This is a genomic window from Nocardioides sp. YIM B13467, from assembly GCF_042788075.1.
Taxonomy (GTDB): Bacteria; Actinomycetota; Actinomycetes; order Propionibacteriales; family Nocardioidaceae; genus Nocardioides.
The window spans coordinates 3,519,570-3,541,513 of the sequence record NZ_JBHZPJ010000046.1 but is presented as its reverse complement, the minus strand read 5'-3'; the positions used below and the strand labels follow the sequence as shown (position 1 = coordinate 3,541,513).

Sequence of the window (21,944 nt, the reverse complement as noted above, 5' to 3'; positions counted from 1 at the left end):
ACTGGATCGAACGGGAGAGTGGGAGTGATGTCGTTGAGTCTTCCCCGAGTGCTTGTGATCCAGCACGAGGAGACAGTGCCGCCGGCGTTGTTCGGTCATTGGCTGGCTGAGGCGGGCATGTGCGTCGACGTCTGTCGGGCGTACGCCGAGCCGGTCCCGCCGCTCTCGTCGCTGGACGCCTCCTACTCGGGGCTGCTCGTCATGGGCGGCTCGATGGACGCCGACTCCGACGATGAGCACCCCTGGCTCCAGGTCACCCGCGAGCGGATCGCGCAGGCCGCCGGGGCCGGCATCCCGACGCTCGGGATCTGCCTGGGACACCAGCTGGCCGCGATGGCCCTTGGTGGCACCGTGGAGCGCAGCCCGTTCGGGCTGACCGTGGGCGTACGCCAGGTGACCTGGGAGCCCGAGGTGCTCTTCGACCCGCTGATGCGCCTGCTGGCGGGCGACGACCGCGCCATGCACTGGCACCGCGACGTCGTCGGCCGGCTGCCCGAGGGCACCGTCGAGCTGGCCCGCTCGATCGACGGGCAGGTCCAGGCGGCGCGGTTCGCGCCGACCGTGTGGGGCGTGCAGTTCCACCCCGAGGTCGACGCCGCCGCGGTCGCTGTCTGGGCCGAGGAGTCGGTCGAGGAGCTGGAGCAGATCGGGCGCAGCGTCGACGACGTGGTCGCGACGGCCACCTTCGCCGAGAAGGAGCTGATCAAGACCTGGCAGCCGCTGGCCTTCGGGTTCGCCCGCCTGGTCCGTGAACGCAGCGCCGCCGTCGCCCCCGGCGGCACCCGCGGGGGGACCATCACGACCCCGAGGCCCTGGAGCGCCTGAAACCGGCCAGTGACAGAATCGGGGCCATGACGTTGCCAGGCAAGGGCGAGCTGCTCCGGCTCGGCTTCAACGATCCGGACACGGCCCTGGCGGATCTGGCAGGTCTCGGCGCCGGCACCCGTGAGCTGTTGGCGATCCTGGGTCAGGCGGCCGACCCCGACGCGGCGCTGACCGGTCTGGTCACGCTCGCCGAGTCCCAGGGCGACGGCTTCGTCGAGGAGCTCGCCGGCGACGAGGGCACCGCGATGCGGCTGGTCTCGGTGCTCGGCGCCTCACCGGCGCTGACCGACCACCTGGCCCGCCACCCCGATCACTGGCGCGAGCTGGCCGACCCGACCCTCGGCACGACCAGGCCCGCTGCGTACGTCTTCCGGGCCTCGCTGCTCGAGGCCGTCGGTGCGAAGCCGGCCGATGAGGACCCGGTGGCCACGGTCCCGGACGTGGAGGCGGTCGACGCCCTGCGGGTGGAGTACCGTCGCTGGCTGCTCCGGCTCGCTGCCCGCGACCTGGCCCACCAGCTCCCGGTCGACGATGTCGCGGCCGAGCTCTCCGATCTGGCCTGCGCCACCCTCGACGCCGCGCTCGCGGTCGCCCGCGCACGGGTGGGCGCAGACGCCGACAAGGTCCGGCTGGCCGTCGTCGCGATGGGCAAGTGCGGCGGCCACGAGCTCAACTACGTCTCCGACGTCGACGTGATCTTCGCCCATGAGGCCGCCGACGGAGTCGGCGACGACGTCTCGCTGCGGGTCGCCACCCAGCTCGCCAGCAACCTGATCCAGGTCTGCTCGGCCCACACCGGCGAAGGCACCATCTGGCCGGTCGACGCCGCGTTGCGTCCCGAGGGCAGGGCGGGCGCGCTCTCCCGCACGATCGCCGGCCATGTCGGCTACTACGAGCGCTGGGCGAGCACCTGGGAGTTCCAGGCGCTGCTCAAGGCCCGCCCGGCCGCGGGCGACCTCGATCTGGGCCGGGCCTACGTCGACGCCGTCAACCCGTTCGTGTGGAAGGCCGCCGATCGCGACGGCTTCGTCTCCGACACCCAGAAGATGCGGCGCCGGGTCATCGCCCACATCCCGTCGCGGCAGGCCGACCGCGAGCTCAAGCTCGGTGCCGGCGGGCTGCGCGACGTGGAGTTCGCCGTGCAGCTGCTGCAGCTGGTCCACGGCCGCACCGACCCCGGGATCCGCCAGCCCACCACGCTCTCCGCGCTGGCGGCGCTGACCCGATCCGGCTACGTCGGGCGCGAGGACGGCGAGGCCATGCACGAGGCCTACGCGTTCCTGCGGCGGATGGAGCACCGGCTCCAGCTCTACCGGCTGCGGCGCACCCACGTCGTCCCCGACGACGAGGATTCGCTGCGCTGGCTCGCGCGCTCGCTCGGCTACCTGCGCGACCCGGTCGTGCGGCTGGAGAAGGAGTGGGGTCACCAGCGGATCGAGGTGCGCCGTCTCCACGAGAAGCTCTTCTACCGACCGCTCCTCGACGCGGTCGCCCGGATCCCGTCCGGCCAGGCCCACCTCTCCGCGAAGGCGGCCGAGGAGCGGCTGACCGCGCTGGGCTACGCCGACCCCAAGGCTGCGCTGCGCCACCTGGAGGCGCTCACCACGGGCGTCTCCAGGCGGGCCGCGCTGCAGCGTGCGCTGCTCCCGGTGATGCTGCAGTGGCTCTCCGAGGGCTCCGACCCCGACGCCGGGCTCTTCGGGTTCCGCCGGATCTCCGACGCCCTCGGCGCCACGCCCTGGTATCTGCGCTCCCTGCGCGACGAGGGCCTCGTCGCGCAACACTTCGCCACGATCCTGTCCACCTCGCGCTACACCACGGCGCTGCTCGAGCGGGAGCCCGAGGCGCTGCGCCTGCTGGGCCACGATCTGGCGCCGCTCTCGGCCGAGGCGCTGACCGACGAGATGGTCGCCCGCGCCGCCCGCCGCCGCACCACCACCTCCGCCGAGGAGGCCGTACGCCACATCCGGGCGATCCGCCGTCGCGAGCTGTTCCGGATCTCTGCGGCCGAGCTCCTCGGCGAGGCCGGGATCGACACCATCGGTGCCGCTCTGTCCCGGCTGACCGACGCCACCTTGGAGGCCTCGCTGCGCACGGTCGTGGCCGAGGAGGTCGCCCACCGTGGGATCGACGGGCCTCCGACGCGGATCGCGATCATCGCGATGGGTCGCTACGGCGGGTTCGAGCTCTCCTACGCCTCCGATGCCGACGTGCTCTTCGTCCACCAGCCCGTCGAGGGTGCCGACCCGGGCGAGGCGACCCAGTTCGCGCTCAAGGTCATCGCGGACCTGCGCCGGCTGCTCGCCCTGCCGGGTGCCGACCCGCCACTGGAGATCGACGCCGACCTGCGCCCCGAGGGGCGGCAGGGTGCGCTGGTGCGGACACTGCCTGCATACGCCTCCTACTACGCGAAGTGGTCGGGCATCTGGGAGTCGCAGGCGCTGCTGCGCGCCGACGCCGTCGTCGGCGACCCGCAGGTGCGCGAGGCGTTCACCGAGATGATCGACCCGTTGCGCTACCCCGAGGGTGGGCTGAGCGAGGACGACATCATCGAGGTGCGCCGCATCAAGGGCCGTGTCGACCACGAGCGGCTGCCCCGCGGTGCCGACCCCAACACCCATCTCAAGCTCGGCCGCGGCGGCCTCGCCGACATCGAGTGGACCGCCCAGCTGCTGCAGATGCGGCATGCGTACGCCGTCCCGGGGCTGCGTACGCCACGCACCGTCGAGGCGCTGCAGGCCGCGCGCGACGCCTCGTTGATCGAGGCGGACGACGCCGAGACGCTCATCGAGGCATGGCGGATGGTCAGCCGGGTCCGTAACGCGGTCACGCTCGCGCGCGGCCGCCCGGCGGACTCACTGCCCGCCGGACCCGTCGAGCAGCACGCCGTCGCGGCCATCCTCGGCTATCCGGCGGGCGCGACCGACGAGCTGGTCAACGACTACCTGCGGATGACCCGCCTCGCCCACGGTGTGGTCGAGCGCGTCTTCTGGGAGTAGGCCCCAGATGCACTCGGCCTAGAGGTTGTTGTCGTTGCGCGGCGGCAGCCAGCCCGGATTGCGCGGCGCCCGAGGCTGCGGCTGAGCCGGTGGCTCGTTGGTCGCCTCCTCGCCGGGCTGCCCACCCTGCGGGTTGAACAGGTCCGTCCGCCGCTCCGGGAAGCCGTTGGAGGGCTGCTGGGCGTAGGGCCGGGGCGTCCAACGTCCGTTCTGCGGGCGCAGCTGGGTCGGACGCTGCGGACGCTGGCCCGGGTTCTGTGGGCGCTGGGAGAACATGCTGCCGATGCCCTCGCCTGCGGGCTGGTTCGCCTGCGGGCTGCCGGAGGCGGCCGGCTGGCGCGTCGGGAGAGGCTGCAGCGGCTGCCGCGGCTGCTGGAGCATGTCGGGCTCGTGACCGGCGAAGGACGGCTGCCCCAGGGCCGGCCGCTGCGGCATCATCGCGTGTGCGCCGGAGTCCGAGGTCGCCGTCCGCTGGTCCGGGGTCCGCTGGGCCGGGGTCCACGGGTCCTCGAGATCGTCGTTGATGCCCGCGAACATGGTGGCGAAGCCGATCACGATCAGCATGCCCGCGGAGATCGCGAAGATCGGCATCGCCAGGTAGACCGGGTCGGCACCGCTGACGTGCCCGAGCTTGTCGTCGGGGGAGCTGTGGATCTCGAGGGCGAGCATGCCGGTGTAGTGCATGACGCACACGCCGATGCCCATGATCACGGCAGCGCCCACGCGCATCAGCCGCGTGGTGACGTTGAAGGCGAAGAAGAGCGCGAGCGCCGAGGCGACCAGCGCGATCACGACGGAGGCCACGACCACCGCCGGCTTCCAGACCATCTGGGCGCTCATGTCCATCGCGTACATGCCGGTGTAGTGCATCGCGCACACACCCGCACCGGTGACCAGGCCGCCGACGATGTAGCCCGCGTTGCCCCGCATGGCGGTCGCGATGAGCATGCCGACCATCGCCGCGATGATCGCGACGGCGAGCGAGATGAGCGTGGTGCCGACGTCGAGGGCGTACGCCACGTGGCTGTCGAAGGCGAGCATGCCGATGAAGTGCATCGACCAGATCGCGCCGCCGCCGATCGAGGCGGCCGCGCCGAAGAGCCAGAGCCAGGCGCCGGCGCCCGCACCGCGCCGGCGCGCGCGGGTCGCACAGGTCAGACCGACCCACGAGCCGAGTACGGAGATGATGAACGACATCCCGACCAGGGGTTGGCTGAACGCCCCGATCGTGACTTCTTCGATGCTTGTCACGCTGCTTTGACTTCCTCTCGTTCCTCGCCGGACGGGGTGTGGGGGATCGGCGAAGTAGATCTGGAAACATGCGTGGATGCCCCAGGGGGTATCCGAGATGCATCCATAGCGGGCAATGGTGCCGGTGTCGCGGAGGTCACAATAGAGGAACAGGTCCCCCATTTCCACGTGGGGGGTAGGGTATCTCCGCTATGGCCGACGATGTATATGTGCTCGAGCTCGACGCGATGCAGCAGTCGGCTGTCGATCTGGGGGATCCGACCCGCCTCGTGTTCGACTACATGAGGCGTATCGGCGATGTTATCGACCGACTGCCTCCAGGGCCAGCGCGAGTTCTGCATGTTGGCGGTGCCGCGATGACGCTACCGCGCTACGTCCACGCGACCCGGCCGCGCTCCGCCCAGATCGTGCTCGAGCCGTCGGTCGAGGTCATCGAGCGCGTACGCAGCGAGGCGCCGCTCCCGCCGCGCAGCGGCATCAAGGTGCGCCCCGTCGACGGGAAGAGCGGCATCGGCGGCGTACGCGACGGCTTCGCCGACCTGGTGATCCTCGACGCCTTCGACGGCGGGCGCACCCCGGACGAGCTCGTCTCAGCCGCCTTCGTGGAGGACGTACGCCGCGTGCTCGCCCCCTCCGGGGTCTTCGTCGCCAACCTCGTCGACCGGGCGCCGTTCGCCCAGGCGCGTGACTTCATCGCGGCGGCCCGCGACCTCGGCGGCATGGTCGTCGGAGTCGAGCCGGCGACCATGAAGGGCCGCCGCCCCGGCAATCTGGTGATCCTCTGTGGCACGGTGCCGGACTCGCCGTTCGGGTCGCCCTCTCCGTTGGAGTACCGAATCTTCACCGACCGCGCCGTCGCCGACTCCTTCGGCGGCGGAACGCGCCGCTAGAGCGTGTCTCCCAAAGACATTGCGTAGCGGGCGTGGATTTGGGAGACACGCTCTAGGCTGGCGGGCATGTCGATCGAGCTGGCCCGCACCCACCTGGACCGATTCGGACGCGGTGGAGACATCATCGAGTCGGTGGAGTCGAAGGCGACCGTCGAGCTCGCCGCGGTCGCTCTCGGGGTCTCGCCGGCGGAGATCGCCAAGACCATCAGCCTCTACACCGAGGACCGGGCCGCCGCGATCCTCGTCGTCGCGGCCGGCGACGCCAAGATCGCCAATGCGAAGTTCAAGGCCCACTTCGGCACCAAGGCGCGGATGCTCGCCGCCGAGGACGTCGAGCCGATGACCGGCCACGCGATCGGTGGCGTCTGCCCGTTCGGCAACCCGGCGTCGGCCGAGGTGTGGCTCGACGCCTCGCTGAAGCGCTTCGACATGGTCTACCCGGCCGCGGGCAGCGCCAACACGACCATCGCGCTCACCCTCGGTGACCTGGAGACGATCAGCGAGGCCCGGGGCTGGGTCGACGTCACCAAGCTTCCCGAGTAGGCACCGACACCAAAAGGGGGACAGCCCCGCCCTGCCGAAGCAGGAGCGGGGCTGCCTTGCTGAAAGGTCAGCTAGGTCTTTGGTCAGACCGGGCGGACGTTCTCGGCCTGCGGGCCCTTGGGGCCCTGGGTGACGTCGAACTCGACGCGCTGGTTCTCGTCCAACGTCTTGTAGCCGTTGGTCTGGATCGCGGAGAAGTGCACGAAGACGTCGTCGCCCCCGTTGTCCTGGGCGATGAAGCCGAAGCCCTTGTCGCCGTTGAACCACTTCACGGTTCCCTGAGTCATGAATCTAATCCTTGTGTACACAGGGCGACTCCGTGCCGCCCTTTGGGCGTTGAATCCACGAGTCCTGATTTCTGCTTCTGCGGAAGACCAAGTGCTGCACGAACGGTCACCGAGAGCAACCGCGAAGCGCGTGGGGACGCCTCCTTCAACACGGACAAGCCTACATCCCACAAGCCGACTTCGGGCAACCCCGGTTTTTCGGCGTTTCAGGCGCCGGATCCGTTCGAAAAACGGCCCGGTGCGGGCCGTCCGGTTTTGACAACCCCGAGCATCACATCGACAAGATCGGGGTACTGGTGGCCAACCGACGAGAATAGGGGTCCACGTGGACCAGCCATGGTGGCGCGAAGCCGTCGCATATCAGATCTACCCGCGTTCGTTCGCGGACTCGAACGGCGACGGGCTCGGTGACCTGCAGGGGATCACCGACCACTTGGACTACCTCGCCGCGCTGGGCGTCGACGCGATCTGGATCTGCCCGTTCTACACCTCACCGCAGAACGACCACGGCTACGACGTCGCCGACTACTGCGACGTCGACCCGATCTTCGGCACGCTGGCCGACGCCGACCACCTGATCGCGCGCGCCCACGAGCTCGCCCTGAAGGTCATCGTCGACCTCGTCCCCAACCACACCTCCTCGGCGCACCCGTGGTTCGTGGAGGCGCTCTCATCAGTGCCGGGATCCACGGCGCGGGAGCGCTACATCTTCCGCGACGGCCGCGGCGAGAACGGCGAGGAGCCGCCCACCAACTGGCGCTCGGTCTTCGGCGGGCCCGCGTGGACGCGGATCGAGGGCGGGCAGTGGTACCTCCACCTCTTCGACGACGACCAGCCCGACCTCAACTGGCACAACCCCGAGGTGGTCGAGGAGTTCATCAAGATCCTCACCTTCTGGCTCGACCGGGGCGTGGACGGCTTCCGGGTCGACATCGCCCACGGGCTCTTCAAGGAGCTGCGCGACCAGGTCGTCCCCGAGGGGCTCACGCCGACCTCCGACGCCGCGGTGATGTACGAGCGTGGCGTCACCGACGCGCCGATGTGGGACAACCCGGGCGTCCACGAGATCTACCGCGCCTGGCGCAAGCTGATCGACTCCTTCGACGGCGACCGGATGATGGTCGCCGAGGCCTGGACCCCTGGCCCGGCCGAGCTGCGGCGCTACGTACGCCCCGACGAGTTCAACCAGGCGTTCAACTTCTCCTGGCTGCAGGCGCCCTGGTCGGCCGAGGCGTTCAAGGAGGTCATCGGGTCGACGCTGAAGGCGCTCGGTCCTTCGCGGGCGGCGCCGACCTGGGTTCTGTCCAACCACGATGTCGTACGCCACCGCTCGCGTTATGGCGACGGACTGCAGGCGCTCCACCGGGCGCGCGCGGCGACACTGACGATGCTGGCGCTTCCGGGGTCTGCGTACCTCTACCAGGGGGAGGAGCTGGGTCTGCCACAGGTCTACCTACCGCCCGAGTATCAGGAGGATCCGTGGTCGGAGACCGGTGAGGGCGGTCGTGACGGGTGCCGGGTGCCGCTGCCGTGGAGCGGGTTCGAGCCGCCCTTCGGGTTCAGTCAGGTCCCCGACGAGGAGCTGCCGACGCAGCCGTGGCTGCCGCAGCCGGCCGAGTGGGTCGACCTCACCGTGGCTGCCCAGAACGGTGTCCGGGACTCCACGCTGGAGTTCTACCGGGCGGCGCTGGCCGCGCGACGGGCCTTCGCGCTCGGTGCCGACGAGGACGTGGAGATCCTGGACGCACCCGAGGGCGTGGTCTCGTTCCGGCGCGGCGGGGTCGGCGGTTCCCCGGACACCAGGACCGACCTGATCGTCGTGCTCAACTGCGGTATGGAGCCGACGCCGCTTCCCGAGGGCGAGATCGTGATGTACAGCGGCGACCCGGTCGTGGGCGACCTGCCCACCGACGCGGCGGTCTGGATCATCGCGCCCGCGGTCGAGTGATCCCGGGCGAGTGATCCGATGCCGGGCGCTCTCCCTTCTTAGCCTTCTGGATCAGCTCGTAGACGTGTGCGCGCAGCTCCGCGAAGCGAGTGGCGGAGCGGGTGGTCAGCTGGTCGCGCTCGTCGGGAAGGTCGATGGGCACGTCCTCCAGGATCACCGTCGGCCGGTTGGAGAGCACGAGCACGCGCTGGCCGAGATAGACGGCCTCGTCGATGTCGTGGGTGACGAACAGGACCGTCACGCCGAGCCGCTTCCAGAGCTCGCGGACGAGATCCTCCAGGTCCGCTCGGGTCTGGGCGTCGACGGCGGCGAACGGCTCGTCCATCAGCAGGACCGAGGGCTCGTAGGCGATCGCGCGGGCGATCGCGACCCGCTGCTGCATCCCGCCGGAGAGCTGCCAGGGATGCGACGAAGCAGAGTCGGTCAGCCCGACCGCCGAGAGCGCCTCGTCGACCAGCTCGGTCCGGTGCGCCCGGGGGACCTTCTTCTCCTTGAGTGGCAGCTCGACGTTCTGCCGGACGGTGAGCCAGGGGAACAGCGAGCGGCCGTACTCCTGGAAGACCACCGCCATCCCGGCGGGTGGCTCGGTGACCGGGGCACCCTCGAGCTCGACGACGCCGGCGGTGGCCTCGAGGAGACCGCTGATGCAGCGCAGCAGGGTGGTCTTGCCGGCGCCGGAGGGGCCGACGATGCAGACCAGCTCGCCCTGGCCGATCGAGAAGTCGAGCTGCTCGATGGCTTCCAGGGAGGTGCCGCCGGTGGTGTAGGTCTTCTTCAGGCCACGTACGTCCAGCGCAGTTGACACGGGTTCTCCTCAGGTGCGGGGTCAGGCGCCGCGGTCGGCCTCGCGCAGGCCGCGGTACCAGGCGAGCGAGTAGTGTTCGACGAGACGGAACAGGACCGAGAGCAGGAAGCCGAGCATCCCGAGGAGGATGATCCCGGTCCACATCTGCGGGACGGCGAAGCTGCGCTGGAACTGCACGATCGAGGCGCCGAGGCCGCGGTTGGCGCCGAAGAGCTCACTGATCACCATCAGGATGACGCCGATCGACAGTGCCTGGCGCGCACCGGCCACGATCTGCGGCGAGGCGCCGCGCAGCACCACCTGTCGCAACCGGGTCCAGGCGCTGAACCGGTAGCTGCGGGCGGTGTCGAGCATGACCTCGTCCAGGCCGCGTACGCCTTCGACGGTGTTGAGCAGGATCGGCCACAGGCACCCGAGCGCGATCGTCACGATCTTCGACGCGTCGCCGGTGTAGCCGAGGAACAGCGCGATCACCGGCACCAGTACCGGCGGCGGCACCGCCCGGAAGAACTCGAGCGTCGGCTCGCAGAACGCGCGGACCGGGCGGTAGAGGCCGATGACGACCCCGAGGAGTACGCCGCCGGCGAGCGCGATCAGATAGCCGGCCGTGAGCCGCGCCAGGCTGGGCAGCACATCGCCGCGCCAGCGGTCGGCGGTCCAGGTCTCCCCGAAGACGCCGACGATCCTGGACAGCGGCGGCCAGAAGACGCTCGTGGAGCCGGCCGAGGCGAGCCACCACACCGCGACCAGCACGATCGGGAGGGTGAGGGCGTACGCGATGGTCCTGAGGATCCTCATCGGGCCTCCTTGCGGATCGAGACGTGCCAGCGGAGCGTGCGCCGCTCGAGGGCCCGGGCCACCAGGTTGACCGCGACGCCGATGAGCCCGACCACGATGACCAGGGCGTAGGTCTTCTCGACCGCGCCGGAGGACTGGGCGACGCCGATGGACTTCCCGAGGCCGGGGACGCCGATGATCAGCTCGGCGGTGATCTCCAGGATCAACGCCACCGAGGCGGCCAGCCGGAAGCCGGTCATGACGTAGGGGAGCGCGGTGGGCCAGACGACCGTGCGGACGGTGGTCAGCCGCGAGAAGCGGTAGGAGCGCGCGGTGTCGCGCACGACCGGGTCCACGTCGGCGACCCCGTAGAGCACCTGCACGAGGATCTGCCAGAACGAGGCGTACACGACCAGGATCAGCGCCGAGGTCGGCCGGCTGCCGTAGAGGAGCACGACGAGCTGGATCAGTGCGACGGAGGGGATCGGGCGTAGGAACTCGATCGTGGAGGCGGTCAGGTCGCGCAAGAAGCCCGCTGAGCCGATGACCACGCCGACCACGATGCCGGCGGCCATCGCGATGGCCAGGCCGGTGGCCCATCCCCGGAGGGTGGCGCCGAGGTCGGTCCAGAACGTGGCCTCGCCGAGCTGGCCGAACAGCTCGGTGAACATCGCGCTCGCCGGCGGGAGATAGCTGTCGTTGACGATGCCGAGACGCGGCAGCGCCTCGGCCAGCCCGACGACGACGAGCAGACCGAGGACGCCCAGGGCGGCGTCCCGTCCGCGGCCTGCGACCGTCATGGAAGCAGGGCGTCCACGTCCGGGTCCTTGGCGAACAGGCCGTCCGCCTCCGAGAGGTCCGCCAGCTTCTGGATCGACGCGGTGTCGATCTCGGAGGTCCACTGCGGCATGTTGAGCTCGGCGAGGACTGATCCGTCGATGTCGGTGTAGGTCGGGAGGATCTTCTTGACCTCGTCCGGGTGCTGCTGGGCGTAGTCGAGCGACTCGTTCATCGCGGCGGTGAAGGCCTCGACGATGTCGGCGTCGGAGTCGGCATAGTTCGTCGAGGTGAAGTACTCCGCGACCGCGAGGCCCGGGTCGGTGGCGACGAAGTTGGAGCCGAGGTCGGTCATGCCGCCCTGGGTGCCGATGGTGAGGAACGGCTCGACGACCTGACCCGCGTCGACGTCGCCCTTCTCGATGGCTGGGCCGATCTCGGGGAAGGCCAGCTCGACGTACTCGATCTTGGTCGGGTCGCCGCCGTCCTGGCGGACGAGCTCGTTGGTGGTGGTCGTGTTGATGTTCTTGAGCGTGTTGACCGCGACCTTCTTGCCCTCCAGGTCCTTGGGGGAGGTGATGTCGCTGCCGGCCTTGACCAGGATGCCGGCCATGTCGGCCGCAGGGTCGTCGGTGGCGTTGACGCCGGCCGTGACGACCTCGACCGGGACGTCCTGGGTCTGGGCCAGGAGCAGGGAGGTCGTGTTGGAGAAGCCGAACTGGTACTGACCGCTGGCCACGGCGGGGATGATCGCGGCACCGCCCTGGGCGAGCTCGAGGTTGACGTCGAGGCCCTCCTCCTTGAAGAACCCCTTCTCCACCCCCAGATAGATGGGAGCGACATCGACGATCGGGATCACGCCGACGGTGATCTCCGTGGCGCCGCCGGCACCCTCATCGGCTGACTCGCCACCGCAGGCGCTGAGCGCGAATGGCAGGGCGAGAACGAGTGCGATTGCCAGACCGCGGCGCGCGGTGCGGGCAGGGGAGCGGTTCATGGGGGACTCCTCGTGGGCTGTGGGGGTAGCGGCCGCGGCACAACCTAGTGGTGAGCCCGCGTGGAGGCCATCGAATCCGGATTTCAGTGCATGGAATGACGCATGCGCTGGTGACAGCGGCGGGAGCCGTGGTGTCCCTTGCGGAAGACGAGCGCCCCGAGTGCGATCGCGGCGAAGACCCACCACGGCACGCCCATCACGACCAGTCCGATCGCGACGAGCAGGAAGCAGGCGACCAGCGGGAAGGCCCGCGGGCGGCCGCGGCGCGGACGGCGGACCGCCTGCGGCGGCTGTGGCGCGCTCTTCGGCAGGTCGGTGAAGAGCATCTCCAGGTCGGCACGGACCTTCGCGGACCAGACCGCGTCCAGGCGCTCGTAGTAGTCGTCGTCGGTGAGCCGGCCTGTCGAGTAGTGCTCGGCGAGCCTCGCCGACGCCTCCTCCCGATCGGCCTCGCTCACCCGCAGGTTGTCGAGGTTGCTCATGCCGCCGCCTCCGTAGCGCAAGCGCCATCGTAAGGACGCGGCGGCCTGAGGCTTGTTGTCGCTCGCTTGCGCTCGCTCATGTCATCTCCCTTGTGAAAGCTGCATCGACTGTCGGCGTAGTGTCCCGATATATCGCGAGGGTACGCCCGAAGAGATGCTGCCGCAAGGGACTTTGGTCGGCTCAGGTGAGCAACAGGACGACCAGCAGGATCGCCGGCACCGTGGCCAGCGTGCTGACGAAGATGACGTCGCGGGCCAGCAGGGTGGCGCGGTTGTAGCGCTGCGCGACGACGAACACGTTCTGGGCCGTCGGCAGCGCGGAGAGCACGGTCACGGCCAGCAGCGCCTCGGCGTCGAGGCCGAGCACGAACCGTCCGATGACGTACGCCGCCACCGGCTGCACGATCTGCTTGGTCGCGACCACGGCCGCCAGGTCGAGCGCGGGGACGCCGCGGCCGGGCAGCGGGCCGAGCCGCAGCGCGACGCCGTAGGCGATCAGCATGGACGGGACCGCCATCCCCGCCACCAGCTCCAGCGGGTCCGCGACCGCGGTGGGCAGGTCGAGGTCGGTGACGGAGAGCGCCACCCCGATCAAGGAGGCGACGGTGATCGGGTTGGTCAGCGGGCGGCGGATCACGTCCCAGAACGACAGCTTCGTCGTGCTCGCGTCGGCGTCGAGCAGGACCAGCGCCAGCGGCTGGAGGACCAGCATCTGCAGCAGCAGCGTCGGCGCGACCAGGACCGGGTCGCCCAGGACGTACGCCGCGATCGGCAGGCCGAGGTTGCCGGCGTTCGCGTAGGAGCCGCACAGGACGGCGACCACCGTGTTGCCCAGGCCGCGACGGCGCAGTGTCTCGACCGTGGCCACGAGCGTGGCGGCGACGAGCACGCCGCCGGCGACCGCGACCAGGTTGCCGGAGAGCACGAAGCCGAGGTCGCTGTCGTCCATGACCGTGATCAGCAGCGCCGGGCTGGCGACGTAGAACGCGACCGTCGAGAGCGTCCGCTGGCCGCGTTCGTCGAGGATCCGGAGCTGGGCGAGCAGGGCGCCGAGGGCGATGAGGACGCTGATCGTGGCGAAGCCGGTGAAGACTCCCGCCACGTCTACTGCTCGCGCCGCAGGTCGAGGAGTCCGCGGGCGGCGTGCTCGGTGACGATGCGTTCGGACTCGACGGCGTCGCGGGCGCGCAGGGCGATCACGAGGGCCCGGTGCTCGGCGTAGCGGTCGGCGCCGAACTCGTCGCCGGCGAGGAGGTGTGCCCGGGAGATCTCCCGCTGTCGGGAGCGGCTCAGCGAGCGGGACTGCTCGAGGAGGCGTACGAGAACCGGGTTGTGGGCCGCGGCGTTGACCTGCTCGTTGAAGCGGCCGAGGACGTCGAGGAAGCGGTCGGCGTGCTTCTCGACCGGCTTGGCGTCGCGGTGTCGTGCCCGGATCAGGATCACCAGGTCGTCGGCCTCGTCGAGCAGCCGGTCGAGCTCGTCGAGCTCGTCCTCGGTCGCGTGCCGCGCGGCGAACCGGGCGGCCAGGCCGCGCAGCGCGACCTCCACCTCGGCCAGGTCGTGGCTGGCGTCCTCCTCGATCCGGGCCACCCGTGTCGTACGCGGGCCCACCCGCTCCACGAGGCCGTCGAGCTCGAGCCGCCGGATCGCCTCGCGGACCGGGGTCGGGCTGACGCCGAGGCGCTCGGCCATGCCGCGCTCGGTCACCTTGGCGCCGGGCTCGAGCTCGCCGGAGCCGATCTGGCTGCGTAAGGCCTGATAGACGCGCTCGCCCACCGTCGTGGTCTCCGGGGTGGTCTCGGGGGAGGAGATCGACATGGTCCCGATCCTAGGCCACTTTTCCAGGAGTGCCACCTCTTGACTGTTTTGCTGTAGCAAAACTACTGTGAGCGCCGCCACAGCCCGCAGGGTCCACGCCGGGACCATGCAGAGATCACGGAGGTCCGTCTCGTGAGCACCACCATCCCCACCGCACCACCACGGCAGCTCGGGCCGCGCCGGATCACCCTCCTCGTCGCGCTGGCGGTCTTCGCGCAGGAGTCGATGTGGAACTTCTACGACAGCCAGGTGCCGCCGCTGCTGCGCGACCACCTCGCCAGCGCCGCCCTTGTCGGCTTCATCATGGGCATGGACAACCTGCTCGGCATCTTCATCCAGCCGTGGATGGCCAACCGGTCCGACCGGACCCGCACCCGCTGGGGCCGGCGGATGCCCTACCTCGCCGTCGGGATGCCGCTCGCGGCGCTGCTGTTCGTGACCCTGCCGCACACCGCGGACTCGCTGTTGCTGCTGATCGTCGTCATCGTCGCGTTCGCGCTGGTCTCGAACTCGTTCAAGCCGATCGGTGAGGCGCTGGTGCCCGACTTCGTCGCCCCCGAGCGCCGCAGCCGTGCCAACGCCGCGGTCAAGATCGCCTCCAGCCTCACCGTGATCGTCGCGGCGCTGGTCAGCATCCTGCTGGTCGACGAACACCCGGCCCTCGCCTTCGCGGTGATCGCGCTGATCACCCTCGTCTCGGTCACCGTGCTGTGCCTCTCGATCCGCGACAGCTCCTCGCCCGGCTACCAGGCGGCAGTGGCCGAGGACGCCGCCGAGGAGTCGACGGCGGTCGGGCAGGCGCGCATCCGCGACACCATCTGGGAGATCGTGCGCGACACCGACCGCAGCCGGCTGCTGCTGATCGTGGCGATCCTCGTCTTCGGCAGTGCCTGGGCCGGATCGCGCGCGCTGGTCACGCCCTACGGCATGGAGACCCTCGGGCTCTCGCGCGGCGACGCCGGCGGGATCACGCTGCCGAGCGGCGTCGCGTTCCTGCTCGCGGCCTACCCGACCGCGCTGTTCGCCGAGCGCTTCGGCCGGCTGCGCACGATGATCGCCGGCATGGCGATCTTCGCGGCCGCCATGCTTCTGGGCACCCTGGTGCAGACCCCGACCGGCACCGTGGTGGCGTTCTGCATCGGCGCCGCGGGTGCCTCGGCCTTCCTGGTCAACGCCGTCGTCGTGCTGTGGAACCTGGCGCCGTCTGCGCGGGTCTTCGGGACGTACGCAGCGCTCTACGCCGTGGGATGGCAGAGCGGTGCCTTCCTCGGTCCGGCCCTGATCGGCGGGGCCGTCGACATCCTGGGCTGGCAGACGATGCTGCTCGACATCGCGGTCGTCGCGGCGGTCGCGGTCGTGATCGTGGTGCGGATCGACCGGCTCCAGCGGCGCGGCGACGTCGAGCGGGCGGTGTGAGTGCGATGGCCCGGATCCTGATCACCACCGACTACCTGCGGCCCGGCGACGAGGTCGACGACCTCCTCCGCTCCCGGGGCCACGAGACCCGCTACCGGTCTTCCGTAGATCTGATCGCCGACCTCGCCGGGGTGGAGGGCGCCCTGGTCGGTCACGACCCGCTCACCGCCGAGGTGGTCGCGTCCGCGGACCGTCTGAGGGCCGTCGTACGCACCGGGGTCGGCTACGACGCGATCGATGTCGAAGCGGCCGCGCGTGCCGGGATCACGGTCAGCAACCTGCCCGGGATCAACGCCAACGCGGTCGCCGAGTACACCATGGGACTGCTCCTCACCTCCTCCCGCCGGCTGCTCGAGAGTGCGACCGGTGTCGCGGCCGGCGGCTGGCCACGCGAGGACGGCCGCGAGCTGCGCGGCTCCACCCTGGGACTGATCGGCTACGGCGCTGCCGCCCGTGCGGTCGCGCCGCTGGCCCGGGCGTTCGGGATGAGCGTGCTGTGCGCCACCGGTGTCGCCGAGGCCGAGCGGACCGACCCGGAGGTCCGGTTCGTGGAGCTGCCCGAGCTCCTGGCGGGAGCCGACTTCGTCTCGGTCCACACCGCGCTCACCCCGCGGACGAGGGGGATGCTCGACGCCGCCGCGCTCGCGCTGATGAAGCCGGGTGCGGTGCTCGTGAACACCGCCCGTGGCGCGATCGTCGACGAGGACGCGCTCGTTGCCGCCGTACGCGAGGGCCGGATCGCCGGAGCCGCGCTCGACGTGGTTGCCGAGGAACCGCTGCCGGCCGAGAGCCCGCTGCGCGGGGTGTCAGGCATCGTCGTCCACTCCCACCTGGCCGGGCAGACCGCCCAGGCCCGCCGGGCCGCCGGCCTCGAGGGAGCCCGCGAGCTCCTCGACGCGCTCGCCGGCCGCCCGAAACATGCTGTCAATGCCCACCTGATCGAGGAGAGAGACAACAGATGACCAGCGACAACGCTGACTCCGTCAGCATCTTGGTGCCCAGCGGAATGCTCGGCGCCGGGTTCCCGGAGGAGACGATCACCCGTGGGATCGCGCTGGGAGCGGACGTGATCGCCGTCGACGGCGGCTCCACCGACTCCGGTCCCTACTACCTGGGTGCCTCGAAGCCGAAGACCACGGCCGCCGCGGTCGCCCGCGACCTGCGACTCCTGCTCCGAGCGGCGGCCGGGGCCGGGATCCCGCTCATCGTCGGCTCCTGCGGCACCAGCGGCACCGACGACGGCGTCGACTGGGTCGCCGGGATCGTCGCCGGCCTGCTCGCCGAGGAGGGCCTGTCGATGAAGGTCGCCCGGATCTACAGCGAGCAGCGCGCCGCCGACCTCAAGGAGCCGCTCGAGGCCGGCCGGATCCATCCGCTTCCGCCGCTGGGCGACCTCGACGGCGCGACCCTCGAGGACTGCACCCACATCGTCGCCATGATGGGCCACGAGCCGATCGCCGAGGCTCTCTCGGCCGGGGCTCAGGTGGTCCTGGCCGGGCGGGCGACCGACACGGCCAACGCGGCTGCGTACGCCTTGCTGAAGGGGATGCCCGCCGGGCCGACCTGGCACGCGGCCAAGATCGTCGAGTGCGGTGGTCAGTGCACGACCAACCCGCGGATGGGCGGGGTCTTCGCGACCATCGACCGGACCGGGTTCACCATCGAGCCGCTCGACGAGAGCGCGGCGTGCACGCCGATCTCGGTGGCCGCCCACATGCTGTACGAGACGGCGAACCCGTATCTGATGCGGGAGCCGGACGGCACGCTGGACGTACGCGACGCCGTCTACACCGCGCTCGACGAGCGGCGGGTGCGGGTCGAGGGCTCGCGGTTCCATCACGCGGAGCAGCACACGATCAAGCTCGAGGGCGCCCGGATCACCGGCTACGAGACGATGTCGTTCTCCGCGATCCGAGACCCGCTGATCCTGAAGGACATCGAGGGCTGGGCCTCGCTGATGCATGTCGTGTTCACCCAGCGGGTCGAGCAGACCCTCGGCCTGACCCGGGAGGACTACGACTACGACCTGCGTCTCTACGGCTACAACGCGGTCCTCGGCGATCTCGACCCGTCCATCGAGCCGCCGCGCGAGGTCGGGGTGATGCTGCTCGTCCGGGCTGCCGGCCAGGACCTGGCCACTGCGGTCGCCAAGGTCGCCAACCCGTTGATGCTGCACCTGCCGGCCCAGGACATGGACTACCTGCCCAGCCTGGCATTCCCTGGGTCGCCGGCCGAGGTCGAGCGAGGCGCTGCGTACGAGTTCGTGCTCAACCACGCCGTCGACAGCCTCACCCCGACCGCGATGTTCCGCACCGAGTTCAGCACCGAGTTCAGCACCGAGATCGGAGAGAAGCACGATGCCTGAGACCACCCTGGGAGACCTCGCGACCGAGGTCCGCTCCAAGAACGCCGGACCGTTCTGGATCACGATGGAGCTGTTCATGCGCGACGCCGAGGGCTACCGGATCGCGGCCGACGAGACCTTCCTCGACGAGGACGTCGTCGCCGGTCTCTACCGGGTCGATCCTGGGTCGGTCCAGATCTTCCGGATCCCGTCGCTCAACGTCGTCAAGATCTCCTACCCGCGCCCGGTCTCGCAGGGCTCGCTGCGCGACCGCGACACCCACGCGGGCCAGCACCATGTACCGCTCGCGCAGCTGGTGGTGCCCGGCTAGAGATCGAGGTGGTCGCAGATCGCCTGCGCCCAGCGCTCATAGCCCGCCGGCGAGGCGTGGAATCCGTCGGCGGCGAAGAAGGACGGCTCCGCGGGACCGAGGTCGGCGGAGCTGACCCACTGCACCGAGGTACGTTCGGCGCAGACCAGCCGCGCTGCCACGTCGAGCGCCGTCCCGCGTTCGGCGAGGTAGCGCCGCAGCGTGCGGGGGAGTGAGGGGAAGGCGCCGAACTCCGGGATCCCGGGGAGGACGGTGTGTGCGGCGTGCTCCTGGAGGGTCTCGACGATCGCGGTCAGATCGCGTGTCCAGGCCTCGACCGAGCGGCGCGCGAGGATGTCGTTGACGCCCACCAGGAGCACGGCGAGGTCCCACTCGCCGGTGACCTTGGTGAGGATGCCGTGCCGGATCCGTTCGCTGGTCGCGCCGTACTTCCCGAGCGCCCGCCACTCGACCGGACGCTCGGTCCGCTTCGCGATCGCGCGCGCCATCGACCCGGCGAAGGCGAGGTCGTGGGTGGGTGCGCCGCGCCCCGACGCGGACGAGTCGCCGATCACCAGCAGGCGCAGCGGAATGGATCCGTCCGCGGCCTCCGGCGCCGTCACGAAACCCTTCGTCGGGCCCTCCGGACGAGGCTCCTTTCCGATGGTCCGATTGACGTACAAGGCCTGTGCGGCGACCAGTGGGAGCAGCAGTGGATTCATCGTCCCTCCCCGAGCGGTTCTGTCGTGACGTACGTGCTCTTCCGTCGTTCTACAGCGCGTGCTCCGGTGGGTCTCCGACGTTGGCTGAACGGTGGGCGAATGTCCCCGGAAGGTTTGACACAGGCACTCCTCATCCCGGTCACCGTTGGGGTACAAGACAAGGGAATCAAAGACACGTGACCCGACTCACTGCGTGCCAGCCCTAGCATCACGCCCAGTTGTGAGCGCTCGACCAAAACCCTCCCCTCACTCGAAGGAATGCGAAGCCATGTCCGACTTCATCAGCGGCATCTTCAACCGTCACAAGAACGAGCAGCCGAAGGTCGGGGAGGGGGAGTCGATCGACGTCTCCGCCCCCGGCTATGGCGAGAGCCTGGCCGCCCCCGAGGCCAGTGCGTACGTCACCGCGCCCCCTGCACCGCCGGTCGCTGAGCCGGCCGTCGAGCCCGCCGTCGAGAACGTCATCGAGCCCCTCGCCGAGGCCCCCATCCTCGACCCGCTCTCCGACCCCGAGCACGTCGTCACCGACACCGAGGAGGCTCCGGCCGCCGAGGTGGCCGAGCTCGCCGTAGAGGAGGTCGAGGTGGGCAGCGACATCGTGGGTGAGGTCGCCGAGACCGAGCCCGTCGAGGCTCCTGTCGACGAGGTTCCGGCCGAGGCGGTCGAGACCGAGGGCACGTACGAGGCGCCGCTCGAGGGCGTCGACGCCGAAGCCCCCGTCGCCGAGGCCACCGAGGAGGTCGAGGAGGCCGTTGTCGAGGAGGGCGTTGTCGCCGAGGCGCCGGTCGAGACCGAGGCCGCTGTCGACGCGGCTGACGCCGAGGTGACGGACGCCGCGGCTGAGGGCGTCGCCGAGGACGCTGTCGTCGAGGATGCGACCGAGGACGTCGTCGAGACGACCGAGGTCGAGGTCGACACTGAGGACACCTTCGTGCCCGCTGACGTGATCGAGCCCGACGAGGCCGAGGAGACCGTCGTCGAGCCGGAGGGTGAGGCGCTCGCCGAGGAGGTCGCCGTCGAGGAGCCGACCGAGGTCGAGGACGTCGTGGTGACCGCGGACGAGGGTGAGACGTCCGAGGTCGAGGTCATCGAGTCCTTCGAGTCGTCCGACGCGACCGGATCGGTCGAGCCCGAGGCCGAGGCGACCGAGGAGACCGTCGGTGAGGCGGAGGACGAGCTGACCGATGTCGAGGCAGAGGAGACGTTCGAGTCGGCCGACCTGGCCGAGTCGGTGGAGGTCGCCGCCGAGCCGGCCGACGAGGTTGTCGACGAGGCTGCTGACGTGACCGAGTCGGTCGAGGGCGACGAGGAGATCGTCGATGTCGTCGAGGATGAGGCGCCGGCCGAGGAGATCGCTGTCGAGGAGGTCGCTGTCGACGAGGTCGCTGCCGAGGAGGCGCCGGTGGAGACCGAGGACGTCGTCCTGGCTCCCGAGACCGACGAGGCGACCGAGGTCGAGGCTGAGGACACCGACGCGACCGCCGAGGCTGCTGAGGAGGCTGTTGACGAGCCTGCCGAGGTGACCGAGGAGGTCGAGGCGGCCGTCGAGCCGACCGACGTCGTCGAGGAGGCATCCGAGGAGGCCGAGGTCGAGGCCGAGGACACTGGGGCGGTCGTCGACGAGGCGCTGACCGAGGACGCCACCGAGGCGCCCGCCGATGAGGTCACCGACACCGTGACCGAGGAGGCCGAGTCGGTCGAGGAGCCCGCCGCGGTCGAGGAGATCGTGTCCGAGACCCCCGCGCCCGGCTTCGCGCCGGAGCCGGTCGTCGAGCCGGAGCCGACCCCCGACTCGACCCTGACCGGTGTGCTCCGCGCCGCCCGTGCCGCCCGCGAGGAGCGCGGGAAGTCGACGGTGAGCGAGGGTCTCGTCGAGCGCCTGGTCCACCACATCGTGGCCAAGGTCGAGGGCGTACACGCCATCGACGACGAGGGCACCGTGGTCGACATCGCCGACGACGTCGCCAACATCACGGTGTCCTACGTGATCGAGTACGGCACCCCGGTCAAGGCCAACGCCGTCACCATCCGCACCCAGGTCATCGAGGCCGTCGAGGACTACTTCGACATCGACGTCGAGGCCGTCGACGTCAACGTGAGCGACTTCCACATCGCCTGATCTTCGCCGGATGGCATGAGAGAATGACCGAAAGCCTCGGAGTGCACCGCGCTCCGAGGCTTTCGTGTATGACGATCTTTCACACCGCCCTCGACCTTCCTCGCCCCCTCACCGCCCGGCTCGCCCGGGCCGAGGACCATCTCGCCCTCCGCCACCTCTGGCTGCTCTTCCGGCACGACATGTCGGGCTTCAGTTCCACCCTTCCGTTCGCCGACGGCACCTTTCGCTCCGAGTGGCTCGACGCCGCTCTTCGCTCCGACCGTGGTTGGTACGCCTGGATCCTCACCGCCGATGTGCATCCCATCGGGTTCGCTCTGGTTCGGGATGCCGACCAGCCTGTACGCGTCTTGAACAGCTTCTTTGTCGTCGCTGGGGCTCGTCGGGGTGGGATTGGGCTCCAGTTCGCTCGGGCTGTTCTCTCTGACGCGCAGGGGGAGTGGGCTGTTGCCTATCAGGAGCAGAATCGTGCGGCTGCTGGGTTCTGGTCGCGGGTCACGGCTGGTTGTGATCGGTCTTGGTCTGAGACCGTCGGGGCTGGTGGGGTGGTGGATACGTGGATCTCGTTCTCTGTGGGCTCTGGTCGAGCTTGTTGAGACCCTTCTGCTCCGNGTCCTGCGGGGAAGGACGCGCCGAC

At 70.2% G+C, this 21,944-nt stretch carries 21 protein-coding genes; 11 read left to right on the top strand and 10 right to left on the bottom strand.

Features of this window, described 5'->3' with window-relative positions; translation table 11 throughout:
- Positions 1 to 48 precede the first annotated feature (48 nt).
- Both ACFX43_RS24150 and ACFX43_RS24145 read left to right on the top strand, forming a co-directional pair.
- Positions 49 to 825 (top strand): type 1 glutamine amidotransferase, encoded by a 777-nt coding sequence (locus tag ACFX43_RS24150; RefSeq protein WP_378836524.1) that lies wholly within the window; start codon positions 49 to 51, stop codon positions 823 to 825.
- Between the two features lie 26 nt (positions 826 to 851).
- Complete coding sequence (locus ACFX43_RS24145; protein ID WP_378836521.1) at positions 852 to 3,824, top strand: bifunctional [glutamine synthetase] adenylyltransferase/[glutamine synthetase]-adenylyl-L-tyrosine phosphorylase; 2,973 nt, start codon at positions 852 to 854, stop codon at positions 3,822 to 3,824.
- 18 nt (positions 3,825 to 3,842) lie between these two features.
- On the opposite strand, the gene ACFX43_RS24140 is transcribed toward ACFX43_RS24145, so the two are convergent.
- Entirely contained in the window at positions 3,843 to 5,075 is a 1,233-nt protein-coding gene (locus ACFX43_RS24140) for an MHYT domain-containing protein (protein ID WP_378836518.1), read from the bottom strand.
- A 191-nt stretch (positions 5,076 to 5,266) separates the two neighbouring features.
- Between ACFX43_RS24140 and ACFX43_RS24135 the strand changes: the two genes are divergently transcribed.
- Positions 5,267 to 5,965 carry a spermidine synthase gene (locus tag ACFX43_RS24135; RefSeq protein WP_378836515.1) on the top strand — a complete coding sequence of 233 codons (699 nt, stop codon included), beginning with the start codon at positions 5,267 to 5,269 and terminating at the stop codon, positions 5,963 to 5,965.
- Positions 5,966 to 6,031: 66 nt separating this feature from the next.
- The gene (locus ACFX43_RS24130; protein ID WP_378836513.1) at positions 6,032 to 6,508 is read left to right on the top strand and encodes a YbaK/EbsC family protein; all 477 of its coding nucleotides are present in this window, start codon (positions 6,032 to 6,034) and stop codon (positions 6,506 to 6,508) included.
- An 83-nt stretch (positions 6,509 to 6,591) separates the two neighbouring features.
- Here the strand turns inward: ACFX43_RS24130 and ACFX43_RS24125 are convergent, their stop codons facing one another.
- Positions 6,592 to 6,795, bottom strand: coding sequence for a cold-shock protein (locus ACFX43_RS24125; protein ID WP_091053181.1), 204 nt, complete (start codon positions 6,793 to 6,795; stop codon positions 6,592 to 6,594).
- Between the two features lie 325 nt (positions 6,796 to 7,120).
- Here ACFX43_RS24125 and ACFX43_RS24120 point away from each other — a divergent pair, with 325 nt between their 5' ends.
- Positions 7,121 to 8,743 carry a glycoside hydrolase family 13 protein gene (locus ACFX43_RS24120; protein ID WP_378836509.1) on the top strand — a complete coding sequence of 541 codons (1,623 nt, stop codon included), beginning with the start codon at positions 7,121 to 7,123 and terminating at the stop codon, positions 8,741 to 8,743.
- Here ACFX43_RS24120 and ACFX43_RS24115 read toward each other — a convergent pair.
- From ACFX43_RS24115 to ACFX43_RS24085, 7 genes are all read right to left on the bottom strand, one after another.
- Entirely contained in the window at positions 8,721 to 9,548 is an 828-nt protein-coding gene (locus ACFX43_RS24115) for an ABC transporter ATP-binding protein (RefSeq protein WP_378836507.1), read from the bottom strand. The genes ACFX43_RS24120 and ACFX43_RS24115 overlap by 23 nt on opposite strands.
- 21 nt (positions 9,549 to 9,569) lie before the next feature.
- On the bottom strand, positions 9,570 to 10,346 hold the full coding sequence (locus ACFX43_RS24110; RefSeq protein WP_378836504.1) for an ABC transporter permease: 777 nt from the start codon (positions 10,344 to 10,346) through the stop codon (positions 9,570 to 9,572).
- Entirely contained in the window at positions 10,343 to 11,125 is a 783-nt protein-coding gene (locus ACFX43_RS24105) for an ABC transporter permease (RefSeq protein ID WP_378836500.1), read from the bottom strand. The genes ACFX43_RS24110 and ACFX43_RS24105 overlap by 4 nt, the downstream gene beginning before the upstream one ends.
- Complete coding sequence (locus tag ACFX43_RS24100; protein WP_378836497.1) at positions 11,122 to 12,099, bottom strand: ABC transporter substrate-binding protein; 978 nt, start codon at positions 12,097 to 12,099, stop codon at positions 11,122 to 11,124. Before ACFX43_RS24100 ends, ACFX43_RS24105 begins: the two co-directional genes overlap by 4 nt.
- 83 nt (positions 12,100 to 12,182) lie before the next feature.
- Entirely contained in the window at positions 12,183 to 12,581 is a 399-nt protein-coding gene (locus ACFX43_RS24095) for a DUF1707 domain-containing protein (RefSeq protein WP_378836491.1), read from the bottom strand.
- Between the two features lie 181 nt (positions 12,582 to 12,762).
- Positions 12,763 to 13,683, bottom strand: a complete 921-nt coding sequence (locus ACFX43_RS24090; RefSeq protein WP_378836488.1) for an AEC family transporter — start codon at positions 13,681 to 13,683, stop codon at positions 12,763 to 12,765.
- A 2-nt stretch (positions 13,684 to 13,685) separates the two neighbouring features.
- Positions 13,686 to 14,399, bottom strand: a complete 714-nt coding sequence (locus ACFX43_RS24085) for a GntR family transcriptional regulator (RefSeq protein WP_378836484.1) — start codon at positions 14,397 to 14,399, stop codon at positions 13,686 to 13,688.
- A 132-nt stretch (positions 14,400 to 14,531) separates the two neighbouring features.
- Here ACFX43_RS24085 and ACFX43_RS24080 point away from each other — a divergent pair, with 132 nt between their 5' ends.
- The 4 genes from ACFX43_RS24080 to ACFX43_RS24065 are packed head-to-tail and all read left to right on the top strand — an operon-like array spanning position 14,532 to position 18,490.
- Positions 14,532 to 15,815: an MFS transporter gene (locus ACFX43_RS24080; protein WP_378836475.1), complete on the top strand. Its 1,284-nt coding sequence runs from the start codon at positions 14,532 to 14,534 to the stop codon at positions 15,813 to 15,815.
- A gap of 5 nt (positions 15,816 to 15,820) precedes the next feature.
- On the top strand, positions 15,821 to 16,777 hold the full coding sequence (locus ACFX43_RS24075; RefSeq protein ID WP_378836472.1) for an NAD(P)-dependent oxidoreductase: 957 nt from the start codon (positions 15,821 to 15,823) through the stop codon (positions 16,775 to 16,777).
- Complete coding sequence (locus ACFX43_RS24070) at positions 16,774 to 18,180, top strand: acyclic terpene utilization AtuA family protein (RefSeq protein ID WP_378836468.1); 1,407 nt, start codon at positions 16,774 to 16,776, stop codon at positions 18,178 to 18,180. Before ACFX43_RS24075 ends, ACFX43_RS24070 begins: the two co-directional genes overlap by 4 nt.
- Complete coding sequence (locus tag ACFX43_RS24065) at positions 18,173 to 18,490, top strand: DUF4387 domain-containing protein (protein ID WP_160022180.1); 318 nt, start codon at positions 18,173 to 18,175, stop codon at positions 18,488 to 18,490. The genes ACFX43_RS24070 and ACFX43_RS24065 overlap by 8 nt, the downstream gene beginning before the upstream one ends.
- Here the strand turns inward: ACFX43_RS24065 and ACFX43_RS24060 are convergent.
- Positions 18,487 to 19,191, bottom strand: coding sequence for an SGNH/GDSL hydrolase family protein (locus ACFX43_RS24060; protein ID WP_378836464.1), 705 nt, complete (start codon positions 19,189 to 19,191; stop codon positions 18,487 to 18,489). The two genes, ACFX43_RS24065 and ACFX43_RS24060, sit on opposite strands and share 4 nt — an antisense overlap.
- Positions 19,192 to 19,459: 268 nt before the next feature.
- Here ACFX43_RS24060 and ACFX43_RS24055 point away from each other — a divergent pair, with 268 nt between their 5' ends.
- Both ACFX43_RS24055 and ACFX43_RS24050 read left to right on the top strand, forming a co-directional pair.
- Positions 19,460 to 21,310: a hypothetical protein gene (locus tag ACFX43_RS24055; protein ID WP_378836461.1), complete on the top strand. Its 1,851-nt coding sequence runs from the start codon at positions 19,460 to 19,462 to the stop codon at positions 21,308 to 21,310.
- 68 nt (positions 21,311 to 21,378) lie between these two features.
- Positions 21,379 to 21,903 carry a GNAT family N-acetyltransferase gene (locus ACFX43_RS24050; RefSeq protein WP_378836458.1) on the top strand — a complete coding sequence of 175 codons (525 nt, stop codon included), beginning with the start codon at positions 21,379 to 21,381 and terminating at the stop codon, positions 21,901 to 21,903.
- Positions 21,904 to 21,944 lie beyond the last annotated feature (41 nt).